Here is a 25,044-nt window from a genome sequence, read left to right as displayed (position 1 = left end):
GAAAAACATGTTAGACGCTAAGTTATTTCGTAGTGAACTCACTGAAACTGCAGAACGTCTTAAAACGACACGCGGTTTTGAATTAGATGTTGCACGCCTTGATGCGCTGGAGAATCAGCGTAAAGACTTGCAAGTTCGTACAGAAACACTTCAAGCAGAGCGTAATTCCCGATCGAAAGCGATTGGCCAGGCGAAAGCAAAAGGCGAAGATATTGCGCCATTGTTGGCCGCAGTGGATGATCTCGGTGCGCAATTGGAAGCGGCCAAACAAGAACTCACAGATGTTCAAAATGAATTACAGGCCATTATCGCTGGCGTACCAAATTTGCCAGACGCGGAAGTACCATTAGGTACCGATGAAGACGACAACATAGAAGTTAGCCGCTGGGGTGAGCCGCGTCAGTTTGATTTTGAACCGCAAGATCATGTCGATGTGGCTTCGGCGTTGAATAACGGTATGGATTTCGATGCGGGTTCAAAACTCGCGGGAGCTCGTTTTGTCGTGTTGCGTGGTCACATTGCACGTTTGCACCGTGCATTAACCCAATTCATGCTGGATTTGCACACCACTGAACACGGCTATCAAGAAACTTATGTGCCATATTTAGTGAACCATGACACGTTGTTTGGTACCGGACAGTTGCCTAAATTTGGCGAGGACTTGTTCCATGTGCAAGGCGCAACAGAAAATCAGGTTCCACTGTCGTTGATTCCAACCGCAGAAGTGCCATTGACGAATTTATGGCGTGATGAGATTGCCGACGAAAGTCACTTACCATTGCAGTACGCAGCGCATACGCCATGTTTCCGCAGTGAGGCTGGTTCACACGGCCGTGATACCCGCGGACTGATTCGTCAGCATCAATTTGATAAAGTTGAGCTGGTGTGGTTGGTGAAGCCAGAAGATTCAATGGAAGCACTAGAGAAACTGACAGGGCACGCTGAGAAAGTCCTCCAGTTGCTCGAGCTGCCATATCGTAAAGTATTGTTGTGTACTGGCGATATGGGCTTTGGTGCCGCAAAAACCTACGACTTAGAGGTTTGGTTACCAACGCAGAATAAGTACCGTGAAATCAGTTCCTGCTCAAATATGTGGGATTTCCAAGCCCGCCGTATGCAGGCACGATTCCGCCGTAAAGGTGCGAAAAAGCCTGAATTAATGCACACATTAAACGGCTCCGGTTTGGCGGTAGGGCGTACGTTGGTGGCATTACTAGAGAACTACCAGCAAGCAGACGGTTCTGTTGTGATTCCTGCGGCGCTTCAGCCGTATATGGGTGGTGTGACGCAAATCAGCGCGTCATAAACCAAACTTAGCGAACTAAATGCACTTGGCGGGCTTAGGTAAGCCCGCTATGCGCGTTGCTTGCTTCGCAGGACCCTTTGGGAATAATTTGTATAAATACATACTGTTAGCTTTATCAGCTCCCAAACTCTGCCCAATGGCTTTGACCAATACCCGCATAGCAGGGCTGGTATCGTAAGTTTGATAAAATTCCCGCACGAAATGAACAACTTCCCAATGCGCATCGGTCAGCTCGATAGATTCTAGCGCAGCAATATACTCAGCAAGTTCCGGCGACCATTCATCAAAATTCGCTAAATACTCGTGCTTATCCGTTTCATATTGGCGTCCGTTCAACTCAAACATGCATCTTCTCTATTCGTTAATCAGTGACAGAAATCAGTTTTGTGGATCATCCCACACGATATACGTTGATGCGTCTAGAGAAAGCTCCACCCAGCGCGCATCACCAAGCTGTATGATAGAAGCCGGCACTTCATCAATATTCAACAGTTTTAGTTCACTGTGCAGCGCATACGGCGTTATCGTTAAGCTTTCTAATAGCGTTGGGTCATTAAGCACATCCATAAGTGCTTGTTCACTCAATATGAGCGTTGCATTCGGGCTTAACCACTGTGCTAGCCATTCCTCTGTTGGCCAATGCCGTACCACGAAAACCGCTGATTTTGGATGGTCTAATGCAGCTGTATCAATCATGGTTGGCCTTTAGTAGGTAAGAACTTTGGTTAATTCTGCAAGTCGCTGCTGCCACTCTTCATCGTCGAGAATTTTAACTTCAGCGATAAAATCATTGGCAGCATAACCCGTTGTATCAAGCTCTCGCTGATTTACCCAAGGGGCAGGGCAGTCGAATAATTCGAGCATGGTATAACGTTTTTGCAGTGAACGATTATTGCGAGTTTCATCATGGTTGTTTAACCATAATTCTATGCCGCCGCCGGTGAGAATGAGTTGTGGATTGAGATCCATGCTCGCCAATGCGAGCAACATATCTTGACCGTGCCAGGCGGCGTTGTGCTTTGCATTTTTGGTTTGAATAACGGCAATACTCACAAGCTAACCTTTAAAATTGGATCACGTGATCGGCAGCTGCTGCAGCCATAGAAAATTCAGTTAAGCCGCCATTTTGAAACGGTGCGACCAAATTTTCAGTCGTCATTTGGTGGTCGACTTCGGCTACTGTATTACAAATAACCAGCGGTACGTTATGTTGCGTTGCAAACTTTTGCCACTGCGTTACTGCTTGATGTGCTTCGCCAGAATTATCGAGCTTAGCTGCATGTAAAACAGCGTCACTGTAGAAAAAGACCATGTCAATTTGATGCCCAGAAACGAGCGCAGCCTGCGCGTAATGGTACGCTAACAGGCTGCGATGTTGGGCTGGGGTGTCAGCAGCAGGAGCTGCATGTAAAGCGATGACAATCCGCGCCACGGGTATTCCTTGCTTATTCGTCGCCGCCGAATGCCATAAGAATATTCAATAGGCTGACGAAGATATTATAAATAGAAACGTAAAGCGTTACGGTTGCTAAAACGTAGTTGCGCTCGCCACCATGAATAATCGCACTGGTTTGCATTAAAATAGCACCAGCTGAGAACAAGATGAATAACGCTGACAACGTCAAGCTTAATGCCGGCATATTCAAGAAAATGTTAGCGATAAACGCGACAATGAGTACAACAAATAGCGCCATCATCATGCCGCCTAAAAACGACATATCTTTCTTCGTTGTTAGCACGTAAGCCGATAACGCAAAGAAAATTAATGCGGTGCCGCCCAGCGCGGTCATAATAATCTGATCGCCAGCAGGACCAATCGCGCTAATCATGCCAAGAATAGGCCCAAGGGTGTAGCCCATGAAGCCTGTCAAAGCGAATGTTGCAATTAAACCAACGCCGCTATTGGCAGTTTTGTGAACTAAGAACAACAAGCCATAAAAGCCAACCAAGGTGATAATGAAGCCTGGGTGAGGCAGATTCATGCTCGCCGATAAGAATGCGGTAAGCGCACTAAATGCGAGGGTAAGACCGAGCAGCATATACGTATTACGCAATACTTTATTAGTCTGTAATACTGTCTCACTGCGCTGCGAGGTTGAAATGTGAGCTTGGTTACTCATGTATATCTCCGTTGTTGTCCTGAATATCTTATTCTGTGTTTTATTCTCATGAATTAATCACAGTGTACCGTAAAAATGGGGGTACAGGGCAATGTTTTCAAGCGAAAAAGCATCCTGATTGTATAAAATGCCAGCAAACGATCCACTTGAGTTAAATTTTTCCTTTACAAGCGTGTTTCACCTCTTTATCATTCGCTTCGTCTTGAGGCACACACCTCATAAGACCGCGGAGAGATGGCAGAGTTCGGTTGAATGCACCTGACTTGAAATCAGGCGTGGGCTCGCGCCCACCGGGGGTTCGAATCCCTCTCTCTCCGCCACTATTCTCGAAAGCCCGCTCAATTGAGCGGGCTTTTTCGTTTCTAGCTTCCTGTAAATTCTGACGTTTCCATCTGGTCTTACCTGTGTATACTAACGGCAAAAGCGTTATTCGTTGTTCGTTATTCGTTATTCGTGAGCTTGGCTCGCTGGTGTGTACCGCTCAGTTTTTGCTCACTTTACGGTGTGGAGATTTTGGTTTTTCGTCTTTGCTTTTTCTAATAACGAATAACGAATAACTAACTTGGAGGTTCTATGTTATTTACGGATGTATTGAAGCAAATTGATCAATCAGCAGAGCAAACCATTCAGCTTCCAGAAGGTTGGGGGCAGGGGCGTGCGTTATTTGGTGGAATTACAGCGGCAATCGCATGGCAGCATGCGCATCATGGAGCCAGTGCAGAGCAGGCGCTTCGTGCATTTACGGTATCTTTTGTCGCGCCAATTCAACCCGGAACGGCAGTGTTAAAGCGGCGTGTATTGCGTGAAGGGAAAAACGTCACGCAAATTGCTGTCGAGATTGAGCAAAATAACGCAGTTGTCCTTGCTGCCCTAGCTAGTTATGGACGATCTCGCCCTTCAGCTGTTCGCGTTACCGATACGCCAACAGCACAAGTACCTTCTCGAGAACACGGACCAGGATTTCCGAAAATAGCAGCGCTGCCTGAATTTACCCATCATTACGATTATTCGGTAGCGGTAGGTGGGTTGCCTTTTACGGGCAATAAATCACGCGAATTTGGTGGTTGGATGCGATATAGCAACGAACAACAACCGATGACAATTGGATTACTGCTCGGTTTAGTCGATGCATGGCCACCAGCGTTGTTACCACATTTGAGTGAACCGGCTCCAGCGAGCTCATTGACATGGACTATTGAGTTTCCAGAACCCATTGATTCGCAAAAGAGCAGTCATGATTGGTGGCAATATGTTGCTTATATCGATTACGCCGCAGACGGTTATGGGCATACCCATGCGCATATATGGGATGATCACGGTAAATTAGTCGCCATCAGCCGACAAACCGTGACGGTGTTTGGTTAGCTTTTCTTCACTTTGTAAGTTATTCGCTGATTGTGATGTAATTTTATGAATTTATTGTTGATTTTAGGTCAATAATAGGTCATATCTGAGTTCACTTAGTGAACAAGTTGCTAAGTTAACCACACAAGGAACGTGTCGTCATGACCGACTTTATCATTGCAATACCGAGTGATTTGTTGCGTGCAGGAATGTATACAACACTAAGCTCACATAATAATAAATACCGAGTAGTAGCAAGTGTTTCGACCATAAATGATTTACGTGATGAGGTAAAAAATCATCCGTTTGCAGCTGTCATTTTATCTAGTCAACTTGCAGGTGATGGGACGATAGAAAGTTGGCGCCGTTTACACCGACGACACACTGATCTTCAGATCATTCTCTGGGCTGAAAATTTTCAAGATGTACTGGATTTTCAATGTAACACCAACAAAGTAGATGGCTTTTTGTTAGCGAATGCTCGTTATGAAGAGTTTGAACGGGCATGTGCCAATGTGAGCCGTGGTCAAATGTATGTTGCGAGTGAGGTTGCTGAATATCTGGCGAAAAACCCTCGCAGTCAAAGCTTTCGACGGCTACTTAAATCACTAAGTGATCGTGAGTTGCAAGTGACCCAAATGCTAGGGCGCGGCATTCGCGTAGTGGATATTGCCAAGTATCTGAATATTAGTAGTAAAACAGTAAATACCTTCCGTTATCGTATTTTTAGCAAACTTGGTGTCGCAGGAGATGTCGAATTAACGCATCTTGCGATACAATCAGGGCTTGTTGAAATAGACCCAACGCAAAGGTATGACTGATTCGCAATTTAACTCCAAGGCATTTATTCAGCATTTGACCCATCAACCGGGCGTGTACCGGATGTACGATAGCGATGGTGTTGTTATATATGTTGGAAAGGCGAAAGATCTTAAGAAGCGTGTCAGCAGTTATTTTCGGCAAAATATTGACACGCCAAAGACGCAAACCTTAGTCAAACAAATTGTGTCTATGGATGTGACGGTTACCAATACTGAAGCCGAAGCATTAATTCTTGAAAATAACTTCATTAAAAAATACCGACCGCGCTATAACGTGTTGTTGCGCGATGACAAATCCTATCCATATATTTTCGTCAGCGCACATCAACACCCACGGCTGGCGTTTCATCGTGGTGCGCGTCGTGAAAAGGGAGACTATTTCGGGCCATTTCCAAGTGGCGTGGCTGTTCGCGAAAGTTTGCGCCTTATGCAGAAAATTTTTCCCGTTCGTCAATGCGAAGATTCTTATTATCGCGCACGCAGCCGACCGTGTTTGCAATATCAGCTGAAACGTTGTTTAGCACCTTGCGTCGAGGGATATTGCACAGATGATGAATATCAAGAACAAGTTGATTTAGCGAAGGCTTTCTTACAAGGCAAAAATCAACAGGTGATTGACCAGCTTGTACAACGTATGGAACAAGCCAGTGAATCGCTCGATTTTGAGCGTGCGGCTCGATTTCGTGACCAAATTGCAGCTATGCGCAAGGTACAAGAACGTAATGCGGTAACAGGCAATCAACAAGAACTGGATGTTATTGGTTTCATTCGTCGCGGTGGTATCGCAGCTGTGCACCTATTATTCATTCGCGAAGGGGCTGTGCAGGGAAGTCGGAGTTACTTTCCAAAAGTTCCCGCCAATACCGACGACTCAGAAATATTACTTGCATTTATGCTGCAGTTTTACCTCAATGATCAGGTCGGACGTCGATTACCCCGCGAAATTATTTTGCCCGAAGCAAATGCAGCACAGGTACTTGATCCTGAACATGATCTACAGGTACTCGAACAAGCGCTTGCACAAAAAGTTCGCATGACTCACAACGTACGAGGCGAGCGAAAACAATACCAAGTATTAGCTCAAAAAAACGCATTAAATGCGCTTGAGAGTAAGCTTAATCAAGAAAACACGATGGTAATGCGTTTGCAGCAGCTCGAACAGGTACTTGATCTTGAAAATCCCATTCAACGCATGGAATGTTTTGATATTAGTCATACTATGGGGCAAGAAACTGTCGCGTCATGTGTGGTATTCGACCGTCAGGGGCCGAAAAAATCAGATTATCGACGATTCAATATCAAAGGGATAACACCAGGTGACGATTACGCAGCTATGGCGCAAGCGCTACAACGACGATTTGATGCAGCATTATTAAGCGATGAAGGTAAAACAGCCATTCCAGATATTCTGTTTATCGATGGTGGTAAAGGACAATTAGCGCAAGCAGAAGCCTATTTTAATGACTGGGGTAATGAGGCCGGTGTGAAACCGCCGCTGCTAATTGGCGTCGCGAAAGGCGAATCACGTAAGCCTGGATTAGAAACATTAATTCTTGCCGGTAGCCATGAAACGGTGCCGCTTGCGGCTGACGCTCCCGCGCTGCATTTGGTGCAACACATTCGCGATGAATCACATCGTTTTGCTATTACTGGGCACCGACAACGTCGAGCCAAGGTAAGGCGCACCTCAAAACTGGAGGACATTCCGGGAATAGGGGCCAAGCGTCGGCAAAAATTATTGCAAAATCTAGGTGGATTACAGGAAGTAAAACAAGCTAGTATTGAGCAACTTATAGCGGTGCCAGGAATTAGTCGCGAATTGGCTGAAACAATCTACCATGCATTTCGTGATGAATAGAGGACAAAATCATTCATGTGGAACATTCCAAACGTTCTGACTAGCTTTCGGATCATACTGATCCCTGTATTTCTGATTATTTATTATTTACCCGGTCAAGATGCACACTTTTGGGCTGCATTTGTTTTTGCAATTGCTGGTATTACGGATGCTCTTGATGGCTGGGTAGCGAGGAAATTTAATCAATTTACCAAGTTCGGTGCGTTTTTAGACCCAGTGGCTGATAAAGTCATGGTTGCTGCGTCTCTGGTGGTTGTGGTCGAACACTATGCGAGCTGGTGGATTAGTATTCCGGCGTTAACGATGATCAGTCGTGAGCTAGTGATTTCAGCCTTGCGCGAATGGATGGCGCAGATTGGTCGACAAGAACAGGTGAAGGTTTCTAATTTAGGCAAATTTAAGACAATCGCACAAATGGTCGCCATTGGCGGATTAATTTGGGAGGCGAATACATTTGTTATCGTCACCGCGACGATTTTATTGTATGCTGCATTTGTTCTAACGTTATGGTCAATGTGGGAATATTTGCGCGCTGCTTGGTCAGATTTAAGCCAAGTGGATTAAAAATAGCCAAACAAACGCTTTCATGCGAAAAAGTCGTTGACCTCGCCGAAATAGACAGTAGAATGCGCAAGCACTGGATGCGGGAATAGCTCAGTGGTAGAGCACAACCTTGCCAAGGTTGGGGTCGCGAGTTCGAATCTCGTTTCCCGCTCCAAATTCAATGGCGGGTTGGCAGAATGGCTATGCAGCGGATTGCAAATCCGTGGATCTCGGTTCGACTCCGGGACCCGCCTCCATTGAAGAAGACCTCAGGCTTTACAGAATGCCCGGGTGGTGAAATTGGTAGACACAAGGGATTTAAAATCCCTCGCTGGTAACAGCGTGCCGGTTCAAGTCCGGCCCCGGGCACCATTCTTTTTGAAGTTCATTATTTTTATCTCAACGCCTTGTTATCTTCGAGATACGTCCTTATCTTTGACGTATATCAATGACTGAAGATTATCCGTGAATCTATTTCGAGCATGCTTATTTCCCATTGTCGTGTCGTTACTGTGGCTCAGTCCGCAGGGTGCGCTTACGACTGTTGATGGTTATCAGCTCACACAAGATTCATTTGCATCGTTTGTTGCGCCAGAACGGCAATCGTCGGAGGAATCAGATGACGTTGCTGTTGGTGAGAATCATGTAATTCCCTCTGTTACTTTTCAACGCATTAACGCTGTTATTTATCTGGTTGATATAAAACCGCATAAACAACGTTACTACGTGCGAGGCCCACCTCTGTTGGTCGCTTAGTTTGACGACTAAATAATTCATTATTATTAAACAGAGGTAAGTTATGTCTGAATTTCACGCATTGCGGTGGGAACCTGTTCCTGCTGATCATTTTTTGCCGTTGCCTGAGCAGAGTTTGACGCCTAAATATTTAGATTGGCATCAAAGTGCGTTGCATGTGGTTGATCATTTAAATAGTTCGGAGCTTGCGGTATTGCCGATATCCATGGGTGTCGGCGATGCAGAGCATTTATTAAGTCGCTCAGACAAACGTTATGCTGCTGTCATTGATAGCGAAAATAGCATTGTCGGAGTGTTGATGGCACGCGATTTACACGGTCGTCAAAGTGGTGTCGTTGCAAATTTGCTCCAGCTACCATGGCATGAGCTAACGGTTGGTTATATCATGACACCATTACGTCGATTACCATCCATCACATTGACACAGGTTAAGCAGGCTCGCATCGGCGATATTGCAGCGACTATGCAAGAAGCTGGTTGTGACTTTATTGCCATAACTGAGAGCGATACATTGTACGGTATGATTGTATCTTTACGAATTTTAGCTGTCACTGGTGAATCTGTGCGCTTATATCCTCGCGCCACGAGTTTTGCTGAAGTATATAGTGCGATTAAACATTCTGATAATTCGATATAAGAGAATAAAATCAACAAAAGCCCTCGCCAAAAGCGGGGGCTTTTTATATGTTGTGTATAAGCTTTCCCAACAATGGTAAGGAAAATCGCTGTGAATGGCTGGATGACAACATTATTAGTGATTGCTCAATGGCTAGTTGCTTTATTTGTACTTTCGTTATTAATCGGCGTGGTAGCTGTGGCTGTCATGTACGTGATTGATAAGCGGCAAACCCGCCATACCATTCGACGAAACTTCCCCGTTATTGGACGGTTTCGGTATGTGTTCGAGCATCTTGGTGAATTCTTCCGCCAATATTTTTATGCGATGGACAGAGAAGAAATGCCATTCAATCGAGCGCAACGGAGCTGGGTTTATCGAGCGGCCAAAAATGCAGACAGAAACGCTCGCTTTTGGTTCAACGCGCGACTTAACTAAAAACGGGACGATAATTTTTGCCAATAGTGCGTATCCGCGCCAAGAGGAAGAAAAAACCCAACCTGAACCGGTCACGATTGGAGCCAATTGCGAACAACCGTATTCGCCAACCAGTTATTTTCACATATCTGGCATGAGTTATGGTGCTTTGTCACCGGTGGCGGTCACGGCTTTATCAAAAGGGGCAAAACTGGCGGGGTGCTGGATGAATACTGGGGAGGGTGGCCTTAGCCCTTATCATTTAGCTGGTGAGTGCGATCTTGTGTTTCAAATTGGCACCGCCAAATACGGCATTCGAACCTCGAATGGCGAGTTACACGAGGGCAAATTGCGTGATATTGCCGCCAATAAGCATGTAAAAATGTTCGAAATCAAGCTGAGTCAGGGCGCCAAACCGGGCAAAGGCGGAATTCTTCCAGGTATAAAAGTGAATGCGGAAATTGCCGAAATACGTGGAATACCTGAGGGGGAGGATTCAATTTCGCCTAATCGGCACCCGGAAATTCGCAACAATGATGAACTGCTCGATTTTATTCATCGCGTACGCACGATCACCGGCAAACCTACAGGAATCAAGTTTGTGATGGGCGAGCCGAACTGGATGGATGAGCTCGTCGCAACGATTAAAGCTCGTGGTGAGGCCTCGGCTCCTGACTTTATTACATTAGATAGTGCCGATGGTGGCACTGGTTCTGCACCACAGCCGCTGATGGACTACGTTGGCTTAAAATTGTCTGAAAGTTTACCAATACTCATCGATAAGCTTGCAGCTGCAGGACTCAAAGAGCGAATTCGGGTAATAGCTTCGGGGAAAATGATAACCCCAGCTGATGTTGCTTGGGCCATAGCCATTGGTGCTGACTTCGTTGTTTCTGCGCGAGGGTTTATGTTTTCATTGGGCTGTATTCAAGCCATGCAATGTAACAAGAACACGTGTCCAACCGGCATTACAACACACGACAAAAGTTTGCAACGTGGGCTAGACCCGACGGACAAGAGTGTGCGCGTTGCGAACTACCATAAATATTTAGAATACGGCGTGAATATTATCGCGCACTCATGCGGCGTGTCAGATCCACGCCAACTAAATCGCCGACATGCGCGTGTGGTGACGCATACAGGGGATAGTATTAGTCTAGCCGAGCGCTATCCACCTGCGAGCTAATTAATCGTGCTTGCAGCCATTTTGTAAAGGCTACGAGCGCAACCGGTTGCCGTTGACGCTGTTTGACTGCAAGAGCGATAGGTTCTGGAAGCGTCACCTGATACTCGGTATGTTTCGCAAATTGCTGTAACAATGGATGGGTTAAATAAAGCTGATCAACGAGGGTGATATGGTCAGTACCGTGTAATAAATCGATCGCAATATTACTGTTGCCGACATGACGCGTCTGCAACTGCCGCGCGAGATGCGATTGCGCTTTTTTGAAGTGCTGCCAGTAGGGCGCTTTTTGGTCGACATACCATGGTCGCGACGCTAATGGACTTTCGCTTTCAATAGGGGCGACTGGAACATAAGTTGGCGTGTATAATGGCACCTGTTTTAAAGCCTGATCGCGAAGTTGCCCATAATGCAGTGCAATATCTAGCTGTTCATGTTGCAGATCAGAACAAATGTTCGCTCGCTCTGATGCATCGGGGAATAATGACACGGTGTTGAATTGTACCTGAATATGCGGATATAACGTGTAAAACTCGGCAAGTCGACTCGATAACCACCAGCGAAGAAAACTTTCTGGTAGGGCAATACGCAGTGTTGTGGCTTCGCTATCGCCGATATTTCGGGCACGGTCAACCGTGCGGTCAAGCTCACGGAATAGTCGCAGAAGATCTGGAGCGAGAGTTTCGCCGGCCATAGTAAGTGCATGAACACGGTTATCACGTTGAAACAAGCGTGTTCCTAACTGTTCTTCAAGTGCTTGAATTTGACGTGTAATGTTTGACTGTGACACACCTAACTGCTGAGCAGCTTGTTTAAAACTGTCGGCATGAGCGGCGACGGCAAAAACGCGTAACGCATTGAGAGAAGGGAGTTTCTGTTGTTTCATCATAGAATTCCAGCGCTAAAACCAATTAACTTAAAGTAAATCAGAATGGAATATTTAGCAATCTATTGGGCGGAGTTTTTAACTATCGCCACCCTGCATTTATTAGCGGTAGCCAGCCCAGGGCCTGACTTTGCTGTTACCACGCGGTATAGCATGAGCTTTGGGCGACAAGTCGGCCGTTGGGTTGCACTTGGCATTGGCACCGGCATTTTGTTACATGTTGCCTATTCTGTGCTTGGCGTGGCGTTAATTATTCATCGTTATACCTGGGTTTATGGCACGTTATTGCTTGTTGGTGCTGGTTATTTAGGCTGGCTAGGGTGGCAAGCTATTCAAGCGCAACCGCGCCAGGATAAAGCACCAGAGCATCATGCGCAGAGAAATCACATCAGCGCTGCCAAAGCGTTTCGAGTTGGTTTTTTAACAAATGGTTTGAATGTTAAAGCAACGCTATTCTTTTTGGCTTTGTTTAGTACGGTTATCGACCCAGCCACACCGACAGGCGTCAAACTATTTTATGGGATATACATGGCTATAGCGACGGGCATCTGGTTTACTTTGCTTGCCACATTAATCACGTGGGGTCCGTTCTATCGCCGTTTATGGGCCATCAGCCATTGGATAGATCGCGCCATGGGTGCAGCTTTGCTGCTGCTCAGTGCAAAACTTATTTATGATTGGTTTGTATTGATCAAAGTTATCGCTACGCCATAGGCGGTGGTATACTTTGCGCGAGCTTATTTTTTGAGAAATTAGAGACAATTATGCAGTTATTTGTAAACGATCTAACAGTTATTGATTTTTCTTACTTGTGCCCCGAGCGCGGTATGGTAGGAGAAAGTTGGATTGTTGATATTATTCTAGATGGCTCGCTGAACGAGCAATCAATGGTGTTAGATTTTGGTCGAGTTAAAAAACAAATCAAGCGCATTATTGATGGTGCGGTCGATCATAAGCTTGCGGTGCCAGCCGAACATCCCTACACACAAGTCACTCATCACGACGACGGAAACAGCTATTGGGTTGATTTTATGCGGCCTGATCAGCGCTCGATTCATTTATTTTGTCCAGCCGATGCGTTTGCCTTTATCGACGCGCAACAAGTAACTATGGCATCGGTAACCGATTATTTGCGAGCAGTTATCAAACGCGAGCTACCTGACAACGTGCAAGGTCTAGAGCTTCATTTGCGCGCGGAAGAAATTCCAGGGGCGTTCTATCATTATACACATGGCTTGAAAAAGCATGACGGTAACTGCCAACGTATCGCCCATGGTCATCGTTCGCGCATTTATATTGCCTTAGATGGGACTCGTTCTGAGCCACTGGAGCAACAATGGGCGTCCGCTTGGCAAGATATTTACTTAGGTTCGGAAGAAGATGTGGTCCCGATTGAACAGCTACAACGTTCGCAACATGCTAAGCATATCACTGAGCAAAGTCACGTGGGATATAGCTATACCGCCGATCAAGGACTGTTTGAGTTACTTGTACCTGTTGCTGAGAATTACATCATTCCGACTGATTCAACTGTGGAATGTATCGCGACCTATCTGGCACAAGCCATCAAACAAAGCCACCCAGATGAATTGGTACAAGTAACTGGGTTCGAGGGGGTTGGAAAAGGAGCGATTGGTTATGCGTAAATTCACGACGTTAGCGCTTATCACATTAAGTTGTTGGTTTGGTGAGGTCGCGGCAGAAACGCCTAAGGCGGAGTTGTCCGGTGCATTAATGTCTGGTGGTTTAATTATCGCTGAAATAACCGGTGCAAGCCGTGTTGAACTTAATGGACAAGCGTTAAAAATGACACCAAATAACCGTGTTGTTTTTGGATTTGGGCGCGACCAACATGGTCCTCAAACTCTGTCATTATTTACCGAAGAAGGTCGCGAGTTTAAACGAGTTATTGAAATCGCACCGCGCGAATATAAGATTGACCGGGTCGACGGTGTGCCACAACGAACTGTGACGCCAGATCCGCAACAGCAAGAGCGCGCGCGTCGCGAAGCGGCTTTGGTGTGGAAAGCACGAAATGATGCATTAACGGACCGCCTAGATTTTTTAAAGCCAGCTATCATGCCTGCGAAAGGTCGTATTAGCGGTGTTTACGGTAGTCAGCGTATTTTCAATGGCACGCCTCGCAATCCGCATTTTGGTCTTGATGTTGCCGCACCAACCGGCAGCCCGGTCATTGCACCATGGGCTGGAAAAGTGATTGTTGCTGAGAATGATTTATTTTATTCGGGCGGCACGTTAATTATTGATCACGGTTTTGGTGTCACCAGCACGTACATTCATTTACATAAACTCCATGTCGCTGTTGGCGATGAAGTCGAGCAGGGACAACGAATTGCAGATATTGGTGCAACGGGGCGAGTCACTGGGCCGCACCTTGATTGGCGCATCAATTGGCGTCATCAACGGCTTGACCCAGCTCTAGTTATTGAGCATTTTTCGACAACTGCAACCAACCCTGTACCTGCTGAGCTGCGTTAACACTTAGCAGATAATTGGTTTGTTTAGGCGCTTGCCAAGTTAGTGTGAGTTGCATTAATTCATCACGACGAAACGCGTGTACAACAACCTGTTGTTCAGGTTTATAACGCTCAAATACTTCTTTGACATTGCTATCGGTGACTTGCAAGTTATCGATTGCAATGATTCTATCGTTCGCGCTGAGTCCCGCAGCTTGGGCCGCTTCAGCGTCAAAAACCACCTGTAACTCTAAGCCCTGATTGGAAGCTTTGTATTTTGCACCAAGGGCGACAGGTAATTGATTTGCCGCATGTTTGCCGCCATAACTGTTATCGTCGGCACCTACTTCGCGTTTCACCTGCACTCCAAACTTGTTCAGTAGCTCGATAATTGGCAGCGGCTGTGTGGTGTAGAGCGCGTGATGTATGAAGCCTGACAAATTAATACCGTAGCTGTCGCGAATAAACTCAACCACGGTATTATCGTCCGTACCTTGTCCGGTTTTGCCATAGCGATGCCACAAATCATGCATGAGTTTGCCCAAGGTGACTTGTTGAGTGGACTCGAGACGTAAGGTCAAATCAAGGCACAAGGCGATTAATGCACCTTTTGCATAATAACTGACGATGCTGTTAGGAGAATTCTCATCTTGTTTATAAAATTTGGTCCATGCATGAAAGCTCGATTCAGTAACGGTTTGCTTGTCAACGCCAGCACCGCGTTGAACTCGTGCAATGGTTTCACCAACTAAGCCGAGGTAGGTCGGGGCATCGATGAGTCCAACTTGATGCAGAACGTAATCGTCAAAATATGACGTGACACCTTCGTAAAACCATAATTGCTCGGTGTAATGTTCTCTATCGAGTTGATATGGAATAAACGTTTTCGGCTTCAGTGTCTTAATATTCCAACTATGGAAGTATTCATGACTACATAAGCTTAGAAACGTGCGGTAATCAGTATCTATTTGTGCTTTGCCTGGCAAGATAAGGTCTTTCCGACTGCAGACTAAAGCTGTTGAATTACGATGCTCCAGTCCGCCAAAGCCTTTACCGACAACCATGGTCAGGAATAAATACTCTTTAAATGGCGGCTCTTGACCAAACATTTCAATTTGGTATTCACAAATGGCAGCTACGTCACGGCAAATTCTATCTGCGTCACCAAAATGACGACCAGCAAACACCATGGAATGTTTAATTCCGCCAGCAATGAATTCATGAATATCCAAACGTCCCATTAGCACCGGATAATCGATAAGTGCCTCATAGTTTGCTGCCTCGAATTCACCTGGGCCGAAGTGATGGCCTTGCTTCCGCGGCATTCCGGTTGCCACATGCCAACCATCATGTGCCGCGATAGTGACGCCGCACGTCTCATTGGTACGTCCATCAACCGCCATGCATAAGCTTGAATGATTAAAAAAGCCCCAGTGTTGGTCTAAATAGGCGCTGCGCACACTTAAATCGTAGGCATAAACTTCGTAGCTCACTTTTACAATGCCGGCTGCAGGCGCTTCGATACGCCAAGTTTGCTTATCACAATGCACAATGGGCAGTGAGCTACCTTGTTGTTCTGCACGTATCGCAATAATGTTCTTTGAAAAATCGCGGATCATGTAACTACCTGGAATCCAAGCAGGAAGACTTAGATGGATAGCTTCTTGGGCTTGCGCAATAGGGATGTCAATTGTTACCGCAAAGGTATGTGCGTTGGCATCTTGAACACGAATTAGATAATGCAGCATAGAGGTCCTCAAAATGCTTGAATTAGCTTTTGTTAAATATCTTAGCACGGGTGAAGCGCGCTATATAGCAGTTGAACTGCGATGAAGGATGTCACTTGTCGAATTTTAATCGGTATAATGAAATCAATTCCTTTCGCTCATTCGGGGCTTTATGCTGAACAATTGGAAACAACTATTAGAAGACCGTAATCGCTTTTTTTGGGTGCTACAGGCAGCCGGATGGAGTGGCTATGCCTTAGTTCATTACATTGGCTCGTTAATGCATGAGATGCGTGACATCTATGCGTTAATTCTACTACTTGGAGCCTATGCGGGGTTTCTATTAACGGTACCACTTCGATACCTTTACCGTCGGATTTGGGATGCCAGCCCGTGGTTGTTGATTTTGGTAGTACTGACGGCGAGCTATTTCGGTGCGGCGTTGTGGGCGGTAGTCGATAACGCCACCTACTGGGAAATCTATAAGTTCGGCTTTAGCCCCGACAGTAATTGGTTCTATTTTAAGAATACAATTGCCAAGTTTTACATTATGTTGAGCTGGAGTGGCTTGTATTTTGGTATTAAGTACTACCAGATGCTACAAGACGAGAAGCAAAAGGCTTTAATGGCAACATCGATGGCACATCAAGCGCAATTAAAGATGTTGCGATATCAGTTAAATCCGCATTTTTTGTTTAATACACTCAATGCCATTTCGACGCTTATTTTGGTAAAGGAAAATGATTTAGCTAATCGGATGATGTCCAAGCTCAGCTTATTTCTGCGCTTTAGCTTGGATAACGAACCGATTAAGAAAATACCGCTTGAGCGTGAGTTAGATGCGTTAATGCTGTACTTAGATATTGAGAAAGTGCGCTTTGACGACCGTTTGAAGGTGACTGTTGATATTGATGACGATGTAAAGCAGGCATTAGTACCGAGTTTATTCTTGCAACCGCTAATTGAAAACTCGATAAAGTATGCCATTGCCAAGTTAGAAGAGGGTGGTGAAATTGTTATTCGTGCACAGCGTTTTAGTGAAGATTTATTGATCACTGTTGCTGATAACGGTCCTGGCTGCACGAAACCTCTGGAAAGCTTGTCGGAATCAGGCGGTGTCGGCTTGGCGAACACACGTGAACGATTACAAGCCTTGTACGGAAAGAATTACTCATTTACATTAACACCTAACAAACCGCGCGGTTTACGCATTGAAATTCGCATTCCATTAGAGCAGGTAGAGTAAGCATGACTGATAAAATTCGCACCTTGGTTGTCGATGATGAATCACTCGCTCGACGTGGATTAGTGGTGCGTCTGCAGGAGTTCGAGCAAATTGAACTCTTACAAGAATGTCCTAGCGCTCGAGAAGCGTTGGAGGTTATTGGACGTGAGCAGCCTGATTTAGTGTTTTTAGATATTCAAATGCCGGGTATGAACGGCTTTGAATTATTGCGTGAAGTGCAAGCTCATGGCTATAAAATGCCATTGATTGTCTTCGTTACAGCTTATGATCAATACGCCATTAAAGCCTTTGAAGTGCGCGCAATTGATTATTTGTTGAAGCCTGTTGATCACGAACGATTAGCACAAAGTATTCAACGCATTGAAAAAAATCTCGCCGCCCGTGAACAAAAAGTTCAGCAAGATCGTATCTTGAATTTATTAGCAGATGCGACCGGTGAAGATTGCGAAGCTATTCTTAAACGCCTAGCAAGTGGTGAAGATGTTGGTGTCGCTCGTTATCCAGAGCATATTGCGATAAAAGAAAGCGGTGAAATCACGCGTGTCGCTATTAATTCAATTGAATGGGTTGATGCAGCCGGCGACTACATGTGTATTCATGCTTGTAATGAAACGCACATTTTACGTCGCACCATGAAGGAGCTAGAAGAAGAGTTAAATCCTCAGCGCTTTCAACGTATTCATCGCTCAGCTATTGTGAATATGGAACACGTTGAGAAACTATGTAGCCGCCAGAACGGTGAGTACCATTTAATTTTACGCAATGGTAAAGAACTAAAAGTTAGCCGTAGTTACAAAGATAGAATTAAGAAACTGATCCTCAATTCCTGATGGAGTAACCCTATGCCTCGTGCAAGCCTTGTAGTTGTCGTTGTACTAACACTTCTGCTTAGCGCTTGCTCAACGCAATTAGGGTATCGTTTCGCCGATACACTGGTGGAGTGGAAGTTAAATGATTATGTATCACTTAATAGCCAGCAAGAACAATCAGTCGATCAAGCGATAACGACGCTCCATCATTGGCATGCAACTTCTGAGCTGCCATATTACTCAGCACAGCTCCAGCAGTTACGTGACAAGATAGCCAACGATACGTTAACCGAAGCTGATCTGATTACTCTTTATGAACAACTTTTGATTGCTTGGCAGCGCATGCTGCGCGGCGTTGAACCCTATGCTCTCGAGTTTCTGCCACAATTAACTGACCAGCAAGTTTCTGAACTTTTGGCCAATTTACGTGAAAAGCAACGTGAGGAACAAGAGGAGTCGCTGGAGGTTGATGGTTCTGAAAGGGTCAAGCAGATACGCCGGCGCGCAGAGAAAAACGCCAGAAGCTGGCTAGGGCAAACAACGAAAGTACAAGAGCGCCTGATTAATGGTTGGGTAGTGGAACGACTTGATACCCGAGAGCTTTGGCTAGATTACAATAGCGCGTGGTTAGAAGAATTTGCACGAGCCTTAGAAAAGCGACAACAACCAAAAATTTTTGAGCAGGAGCTACTTAGGTTGTTTTATCAGCCGCAACAATTACGTTCGAAAGAGTTAGTGGCTCACATCGAACACAATCAACAGCTTACTATTGCACTCATGTATCAAATGTACGAGTCACTAACTGATCGTCAACGCCGTCGTGTATTATCAAAACTTGATGGATATATAGAAGATATGAATGAGCTTGCTAATGATTTCGCATCAAAATAACAACTCATAAAAAAGGCCCGCATAGTCCCCATAGAAGGAAGCGAGCCTCTAATTCATATCTTTAATTATTTTACTTCAATAATCTTACAGGTATTTGTTGAACCAACGGTTTCCATGACATCACCATGCGTAAGAATGACCAAATCTCCAGGTACAACGTGTCCCCGCAATTTGATTTCATTTATAGCATCGAATACGAGTTGGTTTGGTTCGCTTTTCGTTGAGTCGAATGCAATAGGGTAAACACCGCGGTATAAAGCACATCGTGCACGACTTTCCTGGTGACGTGATAATGAAAAAATCGGCAGGATAGTATTGATTCGCGACATAAGTTTCGCCGTCGAACCAGACTCGGTAAGCGCAATAATCGCTTTGACACCGGCCAAATGAGTCGCCGCATACATAGCGCTAATCGCCGTTGCTTCTTGAATTGAGGTGAACGTCTCATCGAGATCATGCTTATCGATTGTAACGCTAGGATGCGTTTCCGCACCTAAACAAATTTCAGCCATGGCTTTCACTGTTGCTACTGGATATTTACCAGCTGCTGTTTCTGCAGACAACATCACTGCATCGGTACCGTCTAGTACGGCATTGGCAACATCCATAACTTCTGCCCGAGTTGGCATTGGGCTTTCAATCATTGACTCCATCATTTGGGTTGCAGTAATGACGACTTTATTACACTGGCGAGCGCGTTCGATAATACGCTTTTGCTTACCGACCAACTGGGCATCGCCAATTTCTACACCAAGATCACCACGCGCTACCATGACAGCGTCTGAAGCACGAATGATATCGTCTAAAGCTGCATCTGTTGCAACTGCTTCTGCACGTTCAATTTTTGCACAAATCAAGCCGCGACCTTCTGCAGCCCGGAGCAAGCGTCGCGCTTCATGAATGTCGGCACTGCTTCTTGGGAAACTTACCGCCAAATAATCGACGCCGATCTTGGCCGCTGTTTTTATATCTTGAAGATCTTTGTCAGTAAGTGCGGCAGCTGAAAGGCCACCACCCAAACGATTAATACCTTTATTATTTGAAAGTTTGCCACCGACTGTAACCGTTGTGGTAATTTGTGAACCACTGACATCTTCAACCTGAAGGCGCACACGACCATCATCAAGCAACAAAATATCGCCTTCGCTTACGTCTTGCGGAAGCTCTTTATAATCAATTCCGACGCGCTGCTGGGTACCACCATTTTTATCAAGTTCAGCATCTAAAACAAACACGTCACCGACATCTAAAGTAATGGAACCGCTTTCAAATTTAGAAATACGAATTTTCGGCCCTTGTAAATCACCCAGCACCGCAACATGAGTTCCGATACGGTTGGCAATATCACGTACTAGATTGGCACGGCGTTCATGATCTTCGGCAACACCATGCGAAAAATTTAGTCGAACAACATTCGCGCCTGCTTTTATAAGGGCTTCAAGTACTGCTGGGTCATCGGTAGCCGGGCCGAGTGTAGTGACAATTTTGGTGCGCCGTAACATAGTTTTACTCCTTTAGTTTTGCTGAAAATTATATCATGTCTTCTCAGTAGTTATAGAGATTCTGGCGCTCGTCTGAGTATTTCAGTACAATAGCCGCCAATTTTCACGCAACCGTCAAATTTACGTAACAGAAAGGTAACCTCATGAGTGATCAGCAACAGGATCTGACCCTAGCAAGTTGGCAGGAACGCCAAGAATACGCCGAAATGATGCAACCTATTATTGGTCGTTTGTATCGCAATTACGGTGTAGAAATCTTGGTTTATGGTCGTTCGCTGCTAAACGTCGATACCATTAACATCATCAAAGCGCATCGGTTAATCCGTCGCCATGAGGGTGTGAAGCTGCGTTTGCGTGAGAGCTTCCCGTTTATTGAAGCGTTAAGCAAAATGAAATTGGCACCGGCGCGTGTCGACCTGGGTAAATTAGCATTTAATTACTTACATAAAGACGCCGGCAAAGGCGATAGTATTGAAGCTTACCTACAACGTGAACTGGTTGATATCGTTGATAAAGCTGACGAAATTCCAGCACAAGATGTTGTTTTGTATGGTTTTGGTCGCATCGGTCGTTTGTTAGCGCGTTTACTAATAGAGCGTAATGGTAGCAACAACAAAATGCGTTTACGCGCCATTGTGGTGCGCGGTGGTCGTGATGGTGATCTCGAGAAGCGTGCAAGTTTGTTGCGTCGCGATTCAATTCATGGCCCATTCAATGGTTCAATCACCGTTGACCATGAAAACTCAGCAATAAAAGCTAACGGTACCAGTATTAAAGTTATTTACTCTGATGGTCCTGATCAAGTTGATTACACCCAGTACGGTATTAACGATGCCATCATCATCGATAACACCGGTATCTGGAAAGATGAAGCTGGCCTTGGTTTGCACCTAAAATCGAAGGGTGTGAAGAAAGTACTGTTAACTGCGCCAGCCAAGGGCGATATTAAGAACGTTGTCTATGGTGTTAACCATACTGACATTCAGCCGGAAGATTTAATTGTAAGTGCAGCGAGCTGCACAACGAACGCCATCACGCCAGTGTTAAAAGTTATCAATGACGCTTACGGTATCCGCAATGGTCATGTTGAAACAGTGCACTCGTACACCAATGACCAAAACTTGATTGATAACTACCACAAAGCTGAGCGTCGTGGCCGTTCTGCACCGTTGAACATGGTACTTACCTCAACGGGTGCAGCGAAAGCAGTGGCGAAAGCATTACCAGAGTTGGCAGGTAAATTAACCGGTAACGCAATTCGTGTTCCAACGCCAAATGTTTCTATGGCGATCATGAACCTGAACTTAAATAAAGCGACGAGTAAGGATGATCTGAACGCGTTTTTACGTGATCAAGCCTTACATTCAGAACTGCAGGCGCAAATTGATTACACCGCATCAACTGAAATCGTTTCTACCGATTTAGTTGGCTCGCGTTATGCAGGTGTGGTTGATTCACAAGCGACCATCGTTGATGAAGATCGTGCGGTATTGTACGTATGGTATGACAACGAATTCGGTTATAGCTGTCAGGTAGTTCGTGTTGCTGAGCAAATGGCTGGGCAACAATTGCTGAACCTACCGAAGTAAAATAATTCATGTAAAAGCGCCTGAGTAGGGCGCTTTTCTGTTTTTAGAAGCGAGGAATTTCATGTTTATTACGGCACAGTTCGACAGTGGCAATATCGAAGTTATTGAAGCAAATGAACCAAGCGCAATTCAATTAGCCATTCGCAAAGATAACCAATCTGATTTCTATCAATGGTTTCACTTTAAATTGTATGCCGAGCCGGGCGTTGAACACGTCATGACGATTACTAACGCTGGCCAATCAGCTTATCCTGACGGTTGGAAAGATTACTCAGCGCTGGCCTCATACGATCGCGAAACTTGGTTCCGTGTGCCAACCGAGTACAACGGCAAAGAACTTGTTATTCGTCACAGTCCAGATCAAGAAAGCGTCTATTATGCTTACTTTACGCCATACTCGTACGAACGCCACATGGATCTTATCCAATGGGCTCAGCAGTCAATTGAATGCGAGCATGTCTTGTTAGGCCCAACGCTTGATGGTCGCGACATGAACTTACTCGTTGTTGGTGAGCCGGCTGATCATAAAGCGAAAGTATGGGTGACAGCACGCCAGCATCCAGGTGAGTCCATGGCCGAGTGGTTTATGGAGGGTTTCTTAAGCCGTTTGCTTGATGACGAAGACGGTGCGGCGCGTAAATTGCTCGAAACCTGCGTATTTTACATTGTACCAAACATGAACCCTGATGGTAGCGTTCGCGGTCATCTGCGCACTAATGCTGCAGGCGTTAACTTAAATCGTGAGTGGGCTGAGCCAACGTTAGAAAAAAGCCCAGAGGTGTATTACGTGCTGAACGCCATGCAAGAAACTGGCGTCGATTTTTATCTTGATGTGCACGGTGACGAAGCATTGCCATACAACTTCTTAGCCGGTTGCGAGGGCGTTCCTAGCTACAACAACGAAACCCATCAGTTAGGTGAGAAGTTTAAACAAATTCTCTTATCAATCACTCCTGAGTTTCAAACTCAATATGGCTATGAAGTAGATAAGCCAGGCGAGGCGAACCTAACCGTGGCAAGTAACGCAGTTAGCGAACGCTTTAACTGTTTAGCATTTACTTTGGAAATGCCATTCAAAGATAATGCGAACTTGCCTGATGCTGATTTCGGCTGGTCAGCGAATCGTAGCCAACAATTCGGTGCTGACGTACTGAGTGCTATTTACGGAATCGCAAATAGCTTGCGCAGTTAATCTGGGCAAGCTAGTTTAGATTGCGAACGACAACAATAATAATTCGACAAGGGGGACACCTTGGAAGCCATTAATAATTTTTTGCTACTACTCGATAGTTATCTCGGTTCAGCGGCATACTTTCCTTATATCCTACTCGGTGTAGGTATTTTCTTTACGCTGTATTTGGGCTTTCCACAAATACGTTTCTTCGGTCACGCCTGGAAAGTCGTGACTGGTAAGTTCGATAAAAAAGGTGCGGAAGGCGATACAACGCATTTTCAAGCCTTATCAACCGCATTATCGGGAACGGTTGGTACTGGTAATATTGGTGGTGTTGCACTAGCAATCTTCTTAGGTGGCCCAGCGGCGCTGTTTTGGATGTGGATAACCGCATTTCTTGGTATGACAACCAAGTTTGTTGAAGTCACACTCTCACACAAATATCGCGTAAAAACAGAAGATGGCACCATGGCTGGTGGTCCGATGTACTACATGGATCGCCGCTTGAACATGAAGTGGTTGGCGGTCATTTTTGCGATTGCGACCATTATTAGTTCATTCGGTACCGGCAACATGCCACAAATTAACAATATTGCACAAAGTATGGAGATGAGCTTTGGCTTTGACCCAATGCTAGTGGGTGGTGTTTTATCGATATTGTTAGCCTTGGTTATTATTGGTGGTATCACCCGTATCGCCGCCGTAACATCCAAGATCGTCCCAATTATGGGCGCTCTATACGTTATTGGCTCATTAAGTGTCATATTCTTCAACGTCGATCAGATTGGTCCATCGTTTGTCGCTATCTTCACCGATGCATTTACTGGCTCTGCTGCAACTGGCGGATTCTTAGGCGCAACCTTTGCTTATGCTTTCAATCGTGGTGTAAACCGTGGTTTGTTCTCTAACGAAGCTGGTCAAGGTTCAGCGCCAATTGCACACGCATCTGCGAAAGCTGATGAACCGGTTTCAGAAGGTATGGTATCGATTCTAGAGCCGTTCATCGATACGATTATCATTTGTACTTTGACCGGTTTGGTTATTTTGTCATCTGGTGTTTGGTCACAGAAACACGAAAATACGTTTTCTCGTACCGACCTTGATATTGTTGCAGGACATTATTCAGATGCCGAACAAGCCGATCGTGAAGCTCTCTACCATTACTTAAATGATACGAAAGAGAACACGATTGAGAAATTTAGCGGCACTATCCAAGTTCGCGATGGTCGTCCGGTTAGCAATGGCTATACTATGTTGCATGCGCGTTCAGTTGCAGAAAATGTGCGCTTTATTGTGGCTGGCGAAGACCCGTATACGGGTGTGTTACGCATCGAAAACGGCCAATTGAAGAAAGAAGACATCGTGATTGTTGGTGACTCATTGATACACTCAGCTGCTCTAACATCAAAAGCCTTTAGCATGGGCTTTTTGGGGCCAGCTGGTGAATACATTGTCCCGATTAGCTTAATGTTGTTTGCGTTTTCAACAGCCATTGCTTGGTCATACTATGGTGACCGTGCGGTTGTCTATCTAGTTGGGCAACGCGGCGTCATGCCTTATCGCATTATTTATGTCGCAGGCTTCTTTGTCGCTTCATTTGCCGATACGACGTTAGTGTGGACGCTATCTTACGTTGCAATCGTTTTAATGACGCTACCGAACCTACTTGGTATTGTCCTGTTGCGTCGTGAAATGAAAGATACCGTCAAAGCTTACTGGCAAGATTTTGACGCAGAGCAGTCAAAAAAGAACAGCAAGTAACTATGTGGTAGGAACAAA

Annotated in this window: 24 protein-coding genes, 4 tRNA genes and 1 pseudogene; 21 read left to right on the top strand and 8 right to left on the bottom strand. The window is 45.4% G+C overall.

Annotated features, from left to right (window positions below; all coding sequences use genetic code 11):
* The first annotated feature begins 7 nt into the window (after positions 1–7).
* On the top strand, positions 8–1,306 hold the full coding sequence (serS, locus tag D3795_RS03190; protein ID WP_156266179.1) for a serine--tRNA ligase: 1,299 nt from the start codon (positions 8–10) through the stop codon (positions 1,304–1,306).
* A 15-nt stretch (positions 1,307–1,321) separates the two neighbouring features.
* On the opposite strand, the gene D3795_RS03185 is transcribed toward serS, so the two are convergent.
* Genes D3795_RS03185 through D3795_RS03165 form a run of 5 tightly spaced genes read right to left on the bottom strand, consistent with a single transcriptional unit; the run spans position 1,322 to position 3,426 of the window.
* Positions 1,322–1,651: a TusE/DsrC/DsvC family sulfur relay protein gene (locus D3795_RS03185; RefSeq protein ID WP_156266177.1), complete on the bottom strand. Its 330-nt coding sequence runs from the start codon at positions 1,649–1,651 to the stop codon at positions 1,322–1,324.
* A gap of 33 nt (positions 1,652–1,684) precedes the next feature.
* Complete coding sequence (locus tag D3795_RS03180) at positions 1,685–2,002, bottom strand: hypothetical protein (RefSeq protein WP_156266175.1); 318 nt, start codon at positions 2,000–2,002, stop codon at positions 1,685–1,687.
* Between the two features lie 9 nt (positions 2,003–2,011).
* Positions 2,012–2,359 carry a DsrE family protein gene (locus tag D3795_RS03175; protein WP_156266173.1) on the bottom strand — a complete coding sequence of 116 codons (348 nt, stop codon included), beginning with the start codon at positions 2,357–2,359 and terminating at the stop codon, positions 2,012–2,014.
* Between the two features lie 10 nt (positions 2,360–2,369).
* Positions 2,370–2,738 (bottom strand): DsrE family protein, encoded by a 369-nt coding sequence (locus tag D3795_RS03170; RefSeq protein WP_173020977.1) that lies wholly within the window; start codon positions 2,736–2,738, stop codon positions 2,370–2,372.
* Between the two features lie 13 nt (positions 2,739–2,751).
* Positions 2,752–3,426: a Bax inhibitor-1/YccA family protein gene (locus tag D3795_RS03165; RefSeq protein ID WP_156266169.1), complete on the bottom strand. Its 675-nt coding sequence runs from the start codon at positions 3,424–3,426 to the stop codon at positions 2,752–2,754.
* 228 nt (positions 3,427–3,654) lie between these two features.
* On the opposite strand from D3795_RS03165, the gene D3795_RS03160 reads away from it, so the two are divergent.
* The 11 genes and pseudogenes from D3795_RS03160 to D3795_RS03110 all read left to right on the top strand — a co-directional run bounded on the left by D3795_RS03160 (position 3,655) and on the right by D3795_RS03110 (position 10,967).
* Positions 3,655–3,746, top strand: a tRNA-Ser gene (locus D3795_RS03160).
* 253 nt (positions 3,747–3,999) lie between these two features.
* The gene (locus D3795_RS03155) at positions 4,000–4,791 is read left to right on the top strand and encodes a thioesterase family protein (RefSeq protein WP_156266167.1); all 792 of its coding nucleotides are present in this window, start codon (positions 4,000–4,002) and stop codon (positions 4,789–4,791) included.
* Positions 4,792–4,931: 140 nt separating this feature from the next.
* Entirely contained in the window at positions 4,932–5,591 is a 660-nt protein-coding gene (locus D3795_RS03150) for a LuxR C-terminal-related transcriptional regulator (protein WP_156266165.1), read from the top strand.
* Complete coding sequence (uvrC, locus tag D3795_RS03145) at positions 5,584–7,449, top strand: excinuclease ABC subunit UvrC (protein ID WP_156266163.1); 1,866 nt, start codon at positions 5,584–5,586, stop codon at positions 7,447–7,449. The genes D3795_RS03150 and uvrC overlap by 8 nt, the downstream gene beginning before the upstream one ends.
* A gap of 15 nt (positions 7,450–7,464) precedes the next feature.
* Entirely contained in the window at positions 7,465–8,013 is a 549-nt protein-coding gene (gene pgsA, locus D3795_RS03140) for a CDP-diacylglycerol--glycerol-3-phosphate 3-phosphatidyltransferase (protein ID WP_156266161.1), read from the top strand.
* A gap of 79 nt (positions 8,014–8,092) precedes the next feature.
* Positions 8,093–8,167, top strand: a tRNA-Gly gene (locus D3795_RS03135).
* A gap of 8 nt (positions 8,168–8,175) precedes the next feature.
* A tRNA-Cys gene (locus tag D3795_RS03130) sits at positions 8,176–8,249 on the top strand.
* A 28-nt stretch (positions 8,250–8,277) separates the two neighbouring features.
* Positions 8,278–8,364 (top strand) — tRNA-Leu (locus D3795_RS03125).
* 93 nt (positions 8,365–8,457) lie between these two features.
* Positions 8,458–8,748: a hypothetical protein gene (locus D3795_RS03120; RefSeq protein WP_156266159.1), complete on the top strand. Its 291-nt coding sequence runs from the start codon at positions 8,458–8,460 to the stop codon at positions 8,746–8,748.
* A gap of 43 nt (positions 8,749–8,791) precedes the next feature.
* On the top strand, positions 8,792–9,385 hold the full coding sequence (locus D3795_RS03115) for a CBS domain-containing protein (protein ID WP_156266158.1): 594 nt from the start codon (positions 8,792–8,794) through the stop codon (positions 9,383–9,385).
* 102 nt (positions 9,386–9,487) lie between these two features.
* Positions 9,488–10,967 (top strand): annotated as a pseudogene (locus tag D3795_RS03110) (FMN-binding glutamate synthase family protein).
* Here D3795_RS03110 and D3795_RS03105 read toward each other — a convergent pair.
* Positions 10,933–11,853: a LysR family transcriptional regulator gene (locus D3795_RS03105; RefSeq protein ID WP_156266156.1), complete on the bottom strand. Its 921-nt coding sequence runs from the start codon at positions 11,851–11,853 to the stop codon at positions 10,933–10,935. The pseudogene D3795_RS03110 and the gene D3795_RS03105 overlap by 35 nt on opposite strands.
* Before the next feature lie 42 nt (positions 11,854–11,895).
* Here D3795_RS03105 and D3795_RS03100 point away from each other — a divergent pair, with 42 nt between their 5' ends.
* The 3 genes from D3795_RS03100 to D3795_RS03090 are packed head-to-tail and all read left to right on the top strand — an operon-like array spanning position 11,896 to position 14,349.
* Positions 11,896–12,564: a LysE family translocator gene (locus D3795_RS03100; protein ID WP_156266154.1), complete on the top strand. Its 669-nt coding sequence runs from the start codon at positions 11,896–11,898 to the stop codon at positions 12,562–12,564.
* Positions 12,565–12,614: 50 nt separating this feature from the next.
* Positions 12,615–13,496 carry a 6-carboxytetrahydropterin synthase gene (locus D3795_RS03095; RefSeq protein WP_156266152.1) on the top strand — a complete coding sequence of 294 codons (882 nt, stop codon included), beginning with the start codon at positions 12,615–12,617 and terminating at the stop codon, positions 13,494–13,496.
* Positions 13,489–14,349: a M23 family metallopeptidase gene (locus D3795_RS03090; protein WP_156266150.1), complete on the top strand. Its 861-nt coding sequence runs from the start codon at positions 13,489–13,491 to the stop codon at positions 14,347–14,349. Before D3795_RS03095 ends, D3795_RS03090 begins: the two co-directional genes overlap by 8 nt.
* Here the strand turns inward: D3795_RS03090 and D3795_RS03085 are convergent.
* Positions 14,294–16,075 carry a M61 family metallopeptidase gene (locus D3795_RS03085; RefSeq protein ID WP_156266148.1) on the bottom strand — a complete coding sequence of 594 codons (1,782 nt, stop codon included), beginning with the start codon at positions 16,073–16,075 and terminating at the stop codon, positions 14,294–14,296. The two genes, D3795_RS03090 and D3795_RS03085, sit on opposite strands and share 56 nt — an antisense overlap.
* 151 nt (positions 16,076–16,226) lie before the next feature.
* On the opposite strand from D3795_RS03085, the gene D3795_RS03080 reads away from it, so the two are divergent.
* The 3 genes from D3795_RS03080 to D3795_RS03070 are packed head-to-tail and all read left to right on the top strand — an operon-like array spanning position 16,227 to position 19,000.
* Positions 16,227–17,300: a sensor histidine kinase gene (locus D3795_RS03080; protein ID WP_156266146.1), complete on the top strand. Its 1,074-nt coding sequence runs from the start codon at positions 16,227–16,229 to the stop codon at positions 17,298–17,300.
* 2 nt (positions 17,301–17,302) lie between these two features.
* Positions 17,303–18,130 (top strand): LytR/AlgR family response regulator transcription factor, encoded by an 828-nt coding sequence (locus tag D3795_RS03075; protein WP_156266144.1) that lies wholly within the window; start codon positions 17,303–17,305, stop codon positions 18,128–18,130.
* 12 nt (positions 18,131–18,142) lie between these two features.
* Positions 18,143–19,000, top strand: coding sequence for a DUF6279 family lipoprotein (locus tag D3795_RS03070; protein ID WP_156266142.1), 858 nt, complete (start codon positions 18,143–18,145; stop codon positions 18,998–19,000).
* A 65-nt stretch (positions 19,001–19,065) separates the two neighbouring features.
* Here the strand turns inward: D3795_RS03070 and pyk are convergent, their stop codons facing one another.
* On the bottom strand, positions 19,066–20,502 hold the full coding sequence (pyk, locus tag D3795_RS03065; RefSeq protein ID WP_156266140.1) for a pyruvate kinase: 1,437 nt from the start codon (positions 20,500–20,502) through the stop codon (positions 19,066–19,068).
* Between the two features lie 143 nt (positions 20,503–20,645).
* Between pyk and D3795_RS03060 the strand changes: the two genes are divergently transcribed.
* The 3 genes from D3795_RS03060 (at position 20,646) to D3795_RS03050 (ending at position 25,026) form a co-directional block, all read left to right on the top strand.
* Positions 20,646–22,091 (top strand): glyceraldehyde-3-phosphate dehydrogenase, encoded by a 1,446-nt coding sequence (locus D3795_RS03060; RefSeq protein WP_156266138.1) that lies wholly within the window; start codon positions 20,646–20,648, stop codon positions 22,089–22,091.
* 61 nt (positions 22,092–22,152) lie between these two features.
* Positions 22,153–23,283 (top strand): M14 family metallopeptidase, encoded by a 1,131-nt coding sequence (locus tag D3795_RS03055; protein WP_156266136.1) that lies wholly within the window; start codon positions 22,153–22,155, stop codon positions 23,281–23,283.
* A 60-nt stretch (positions 23,284–23,343) separates the two neighbouring features.
* Positions 23,344–25,026, top strand: coding sequence for an alanine/glycine:cation symporter family protein (locus tag D3795_RS03050; protein ID WP_156266134.1), 1,683 nt, complete (start codon positions 23,344–23,346; stop codon positions 25,024–25,026).
* Positions 25,027–25,044 lie beyond the last annotated feature (18 nt).

It is taken from the genome of Pseudidiomarina andamanensis, assembly GCF_009734345.1.
Lineage (GTDB): Bacteria > Pseudomonadota > Gammaproteobacteria > Enterobacterales > Alteromonadaceae > Pseudidiomarina > Pseudidiomarina andamanensis.
This window is presented reverse-complemented; position numbering and strand designations above follow the sequence as displayed.

Bases quoted from the DNA above. Each gene is read 5' to 3' on its own strand.
- D3795_RS03180 (WP_156266175.1), bottom strand. From the start codon at position 2,002: ATGATTGATACAGCTGCATTAGACCATCCAAAATCAGCGGTTTTCGTG.
- D3795_RS03100 (WP_156266154.1), top strand. From the start codon at position 11,896: ATGGAATATTTAGCAATCTATTGGGCGGAGTTTTTAACTATCGCCACC.
- D3795_RS03085 (WP_156266148.1), bottom strand. From the start codon at position 16,075: ATGCTGCATTATCTAATTCGTGTTCAAGATGCCAACGCACATACCTTT.
- D3795_RS03155 (WP_156266167.1), top strand. From the start codon at position 4,000: ATGTTATTTACGGATGTATTGAAGCAAATTGATCAATCAGCAGAGCAA.
- D3795_RS03070 (WP_156266142.1), top strand. From the start codon at position 18,143: ATGCCTCGTGCAAGCCTTGTAGTTGTCGTTGTACTAACACTTCTGCTT.
- D3795_RS03095 (WP_156266152.1), top strand. From the start codon at position 12,615: ATGCAGTTATTTGTAAACGATCTAACAGTTATTGATTTTTCTTACTTG.
- serS (WP_156266179.1), top strand. From the start codon at position 8: ATGTTAGACGCTAAGTTATTTCGTAGTGAACTCACTGAAACTGCAGAA.
- D3795_RS03080 (WP_156266146.1), top strand. From the start codon at position 16,227: ATGCTGAACAATTGGAAACAACTATTAGAAGACCGTAATCGCTTTTTT.
- D3795_RS03185 (WP_156266177.1), bottom strand. From the start codon at position 1,651: ATGTTTGAGTTGAACGGACGCCAATATGAAACGGATAAGCACGAGTAT.
- pyk (WP_156266140.1), bottom strand. From the start codon at position 20,502: ATGTTACGGCGCACCAAAATTGTCACTACACTCGGCCCGGCTACCGAT.
- D3795_RS03165 (WP_156266169.1), bottom strand. From the start codon at position 3,426: ATGAGTAACCAAGCTCACATTTCAACCTCGCAGCGCAGTGAGACAGTA.
- D3795_RS03115 (WP_156266158.1), top strand. From the start codon at position 8,792: ATGTCTGAATTTCACGCATTGCGGTGGGAACCTGTTCCTGCTGATCAT.
- D3795_RS03090 (WP_156266150.1), top strand. From the start codon at position 13,489: ATGCGTAAATTCACGACGTTAGCGCTTATCACATTAAGTTGTTGGTTT.
- pgsA (WP_156266161.1), top strand. From the start codon at position 7,465: ATGTGGAACATTCCAAACGTTCTGACTAGCTTTCGGATCATACTGATC.
- D3795_RS03150 (WP_156266165.1), top strand. From the start codon at position 4,932: ATGACCGACTTTATCATTGCAATACCGAGTGATTTGTTGCGTGCAGGA.
- D3795_RS03055 (WP_156266136.1), top strand. From the start codon at position 22,153: ATGTTTATTACGGCACAGTTCGACAGTGGCAATATCGAAGTTATTGAA.
- D3795_RS03105 (WP_156266156.1), bottom strand. From the start codon at position 11,853: ATGATGAAACAACAGAAACTCCCTTCTCTCAATGCGTTACGCGTTTTT.
- uvrC (WP_156266163.1), top strand. From the start codon at position 5,584: ATGACTGATTCGCAATTTAACTCCAAGGCATTTATTCAGCATTTGACC.
- D3795_RS03060 (WP_156266138.1), top strand. From the start codon at position 20,646: ATGAGTGATCAGCAACAGGATCTGACCCTAGCAAGTTGGCAGGAACGC.
- D3795_RS03075 (WP_156266144.1), top strand. From the start codon at position 17,303: ATGACTGATAAAATTCGCACCTTGGTTGTCGATGATGAATCACTCGCT.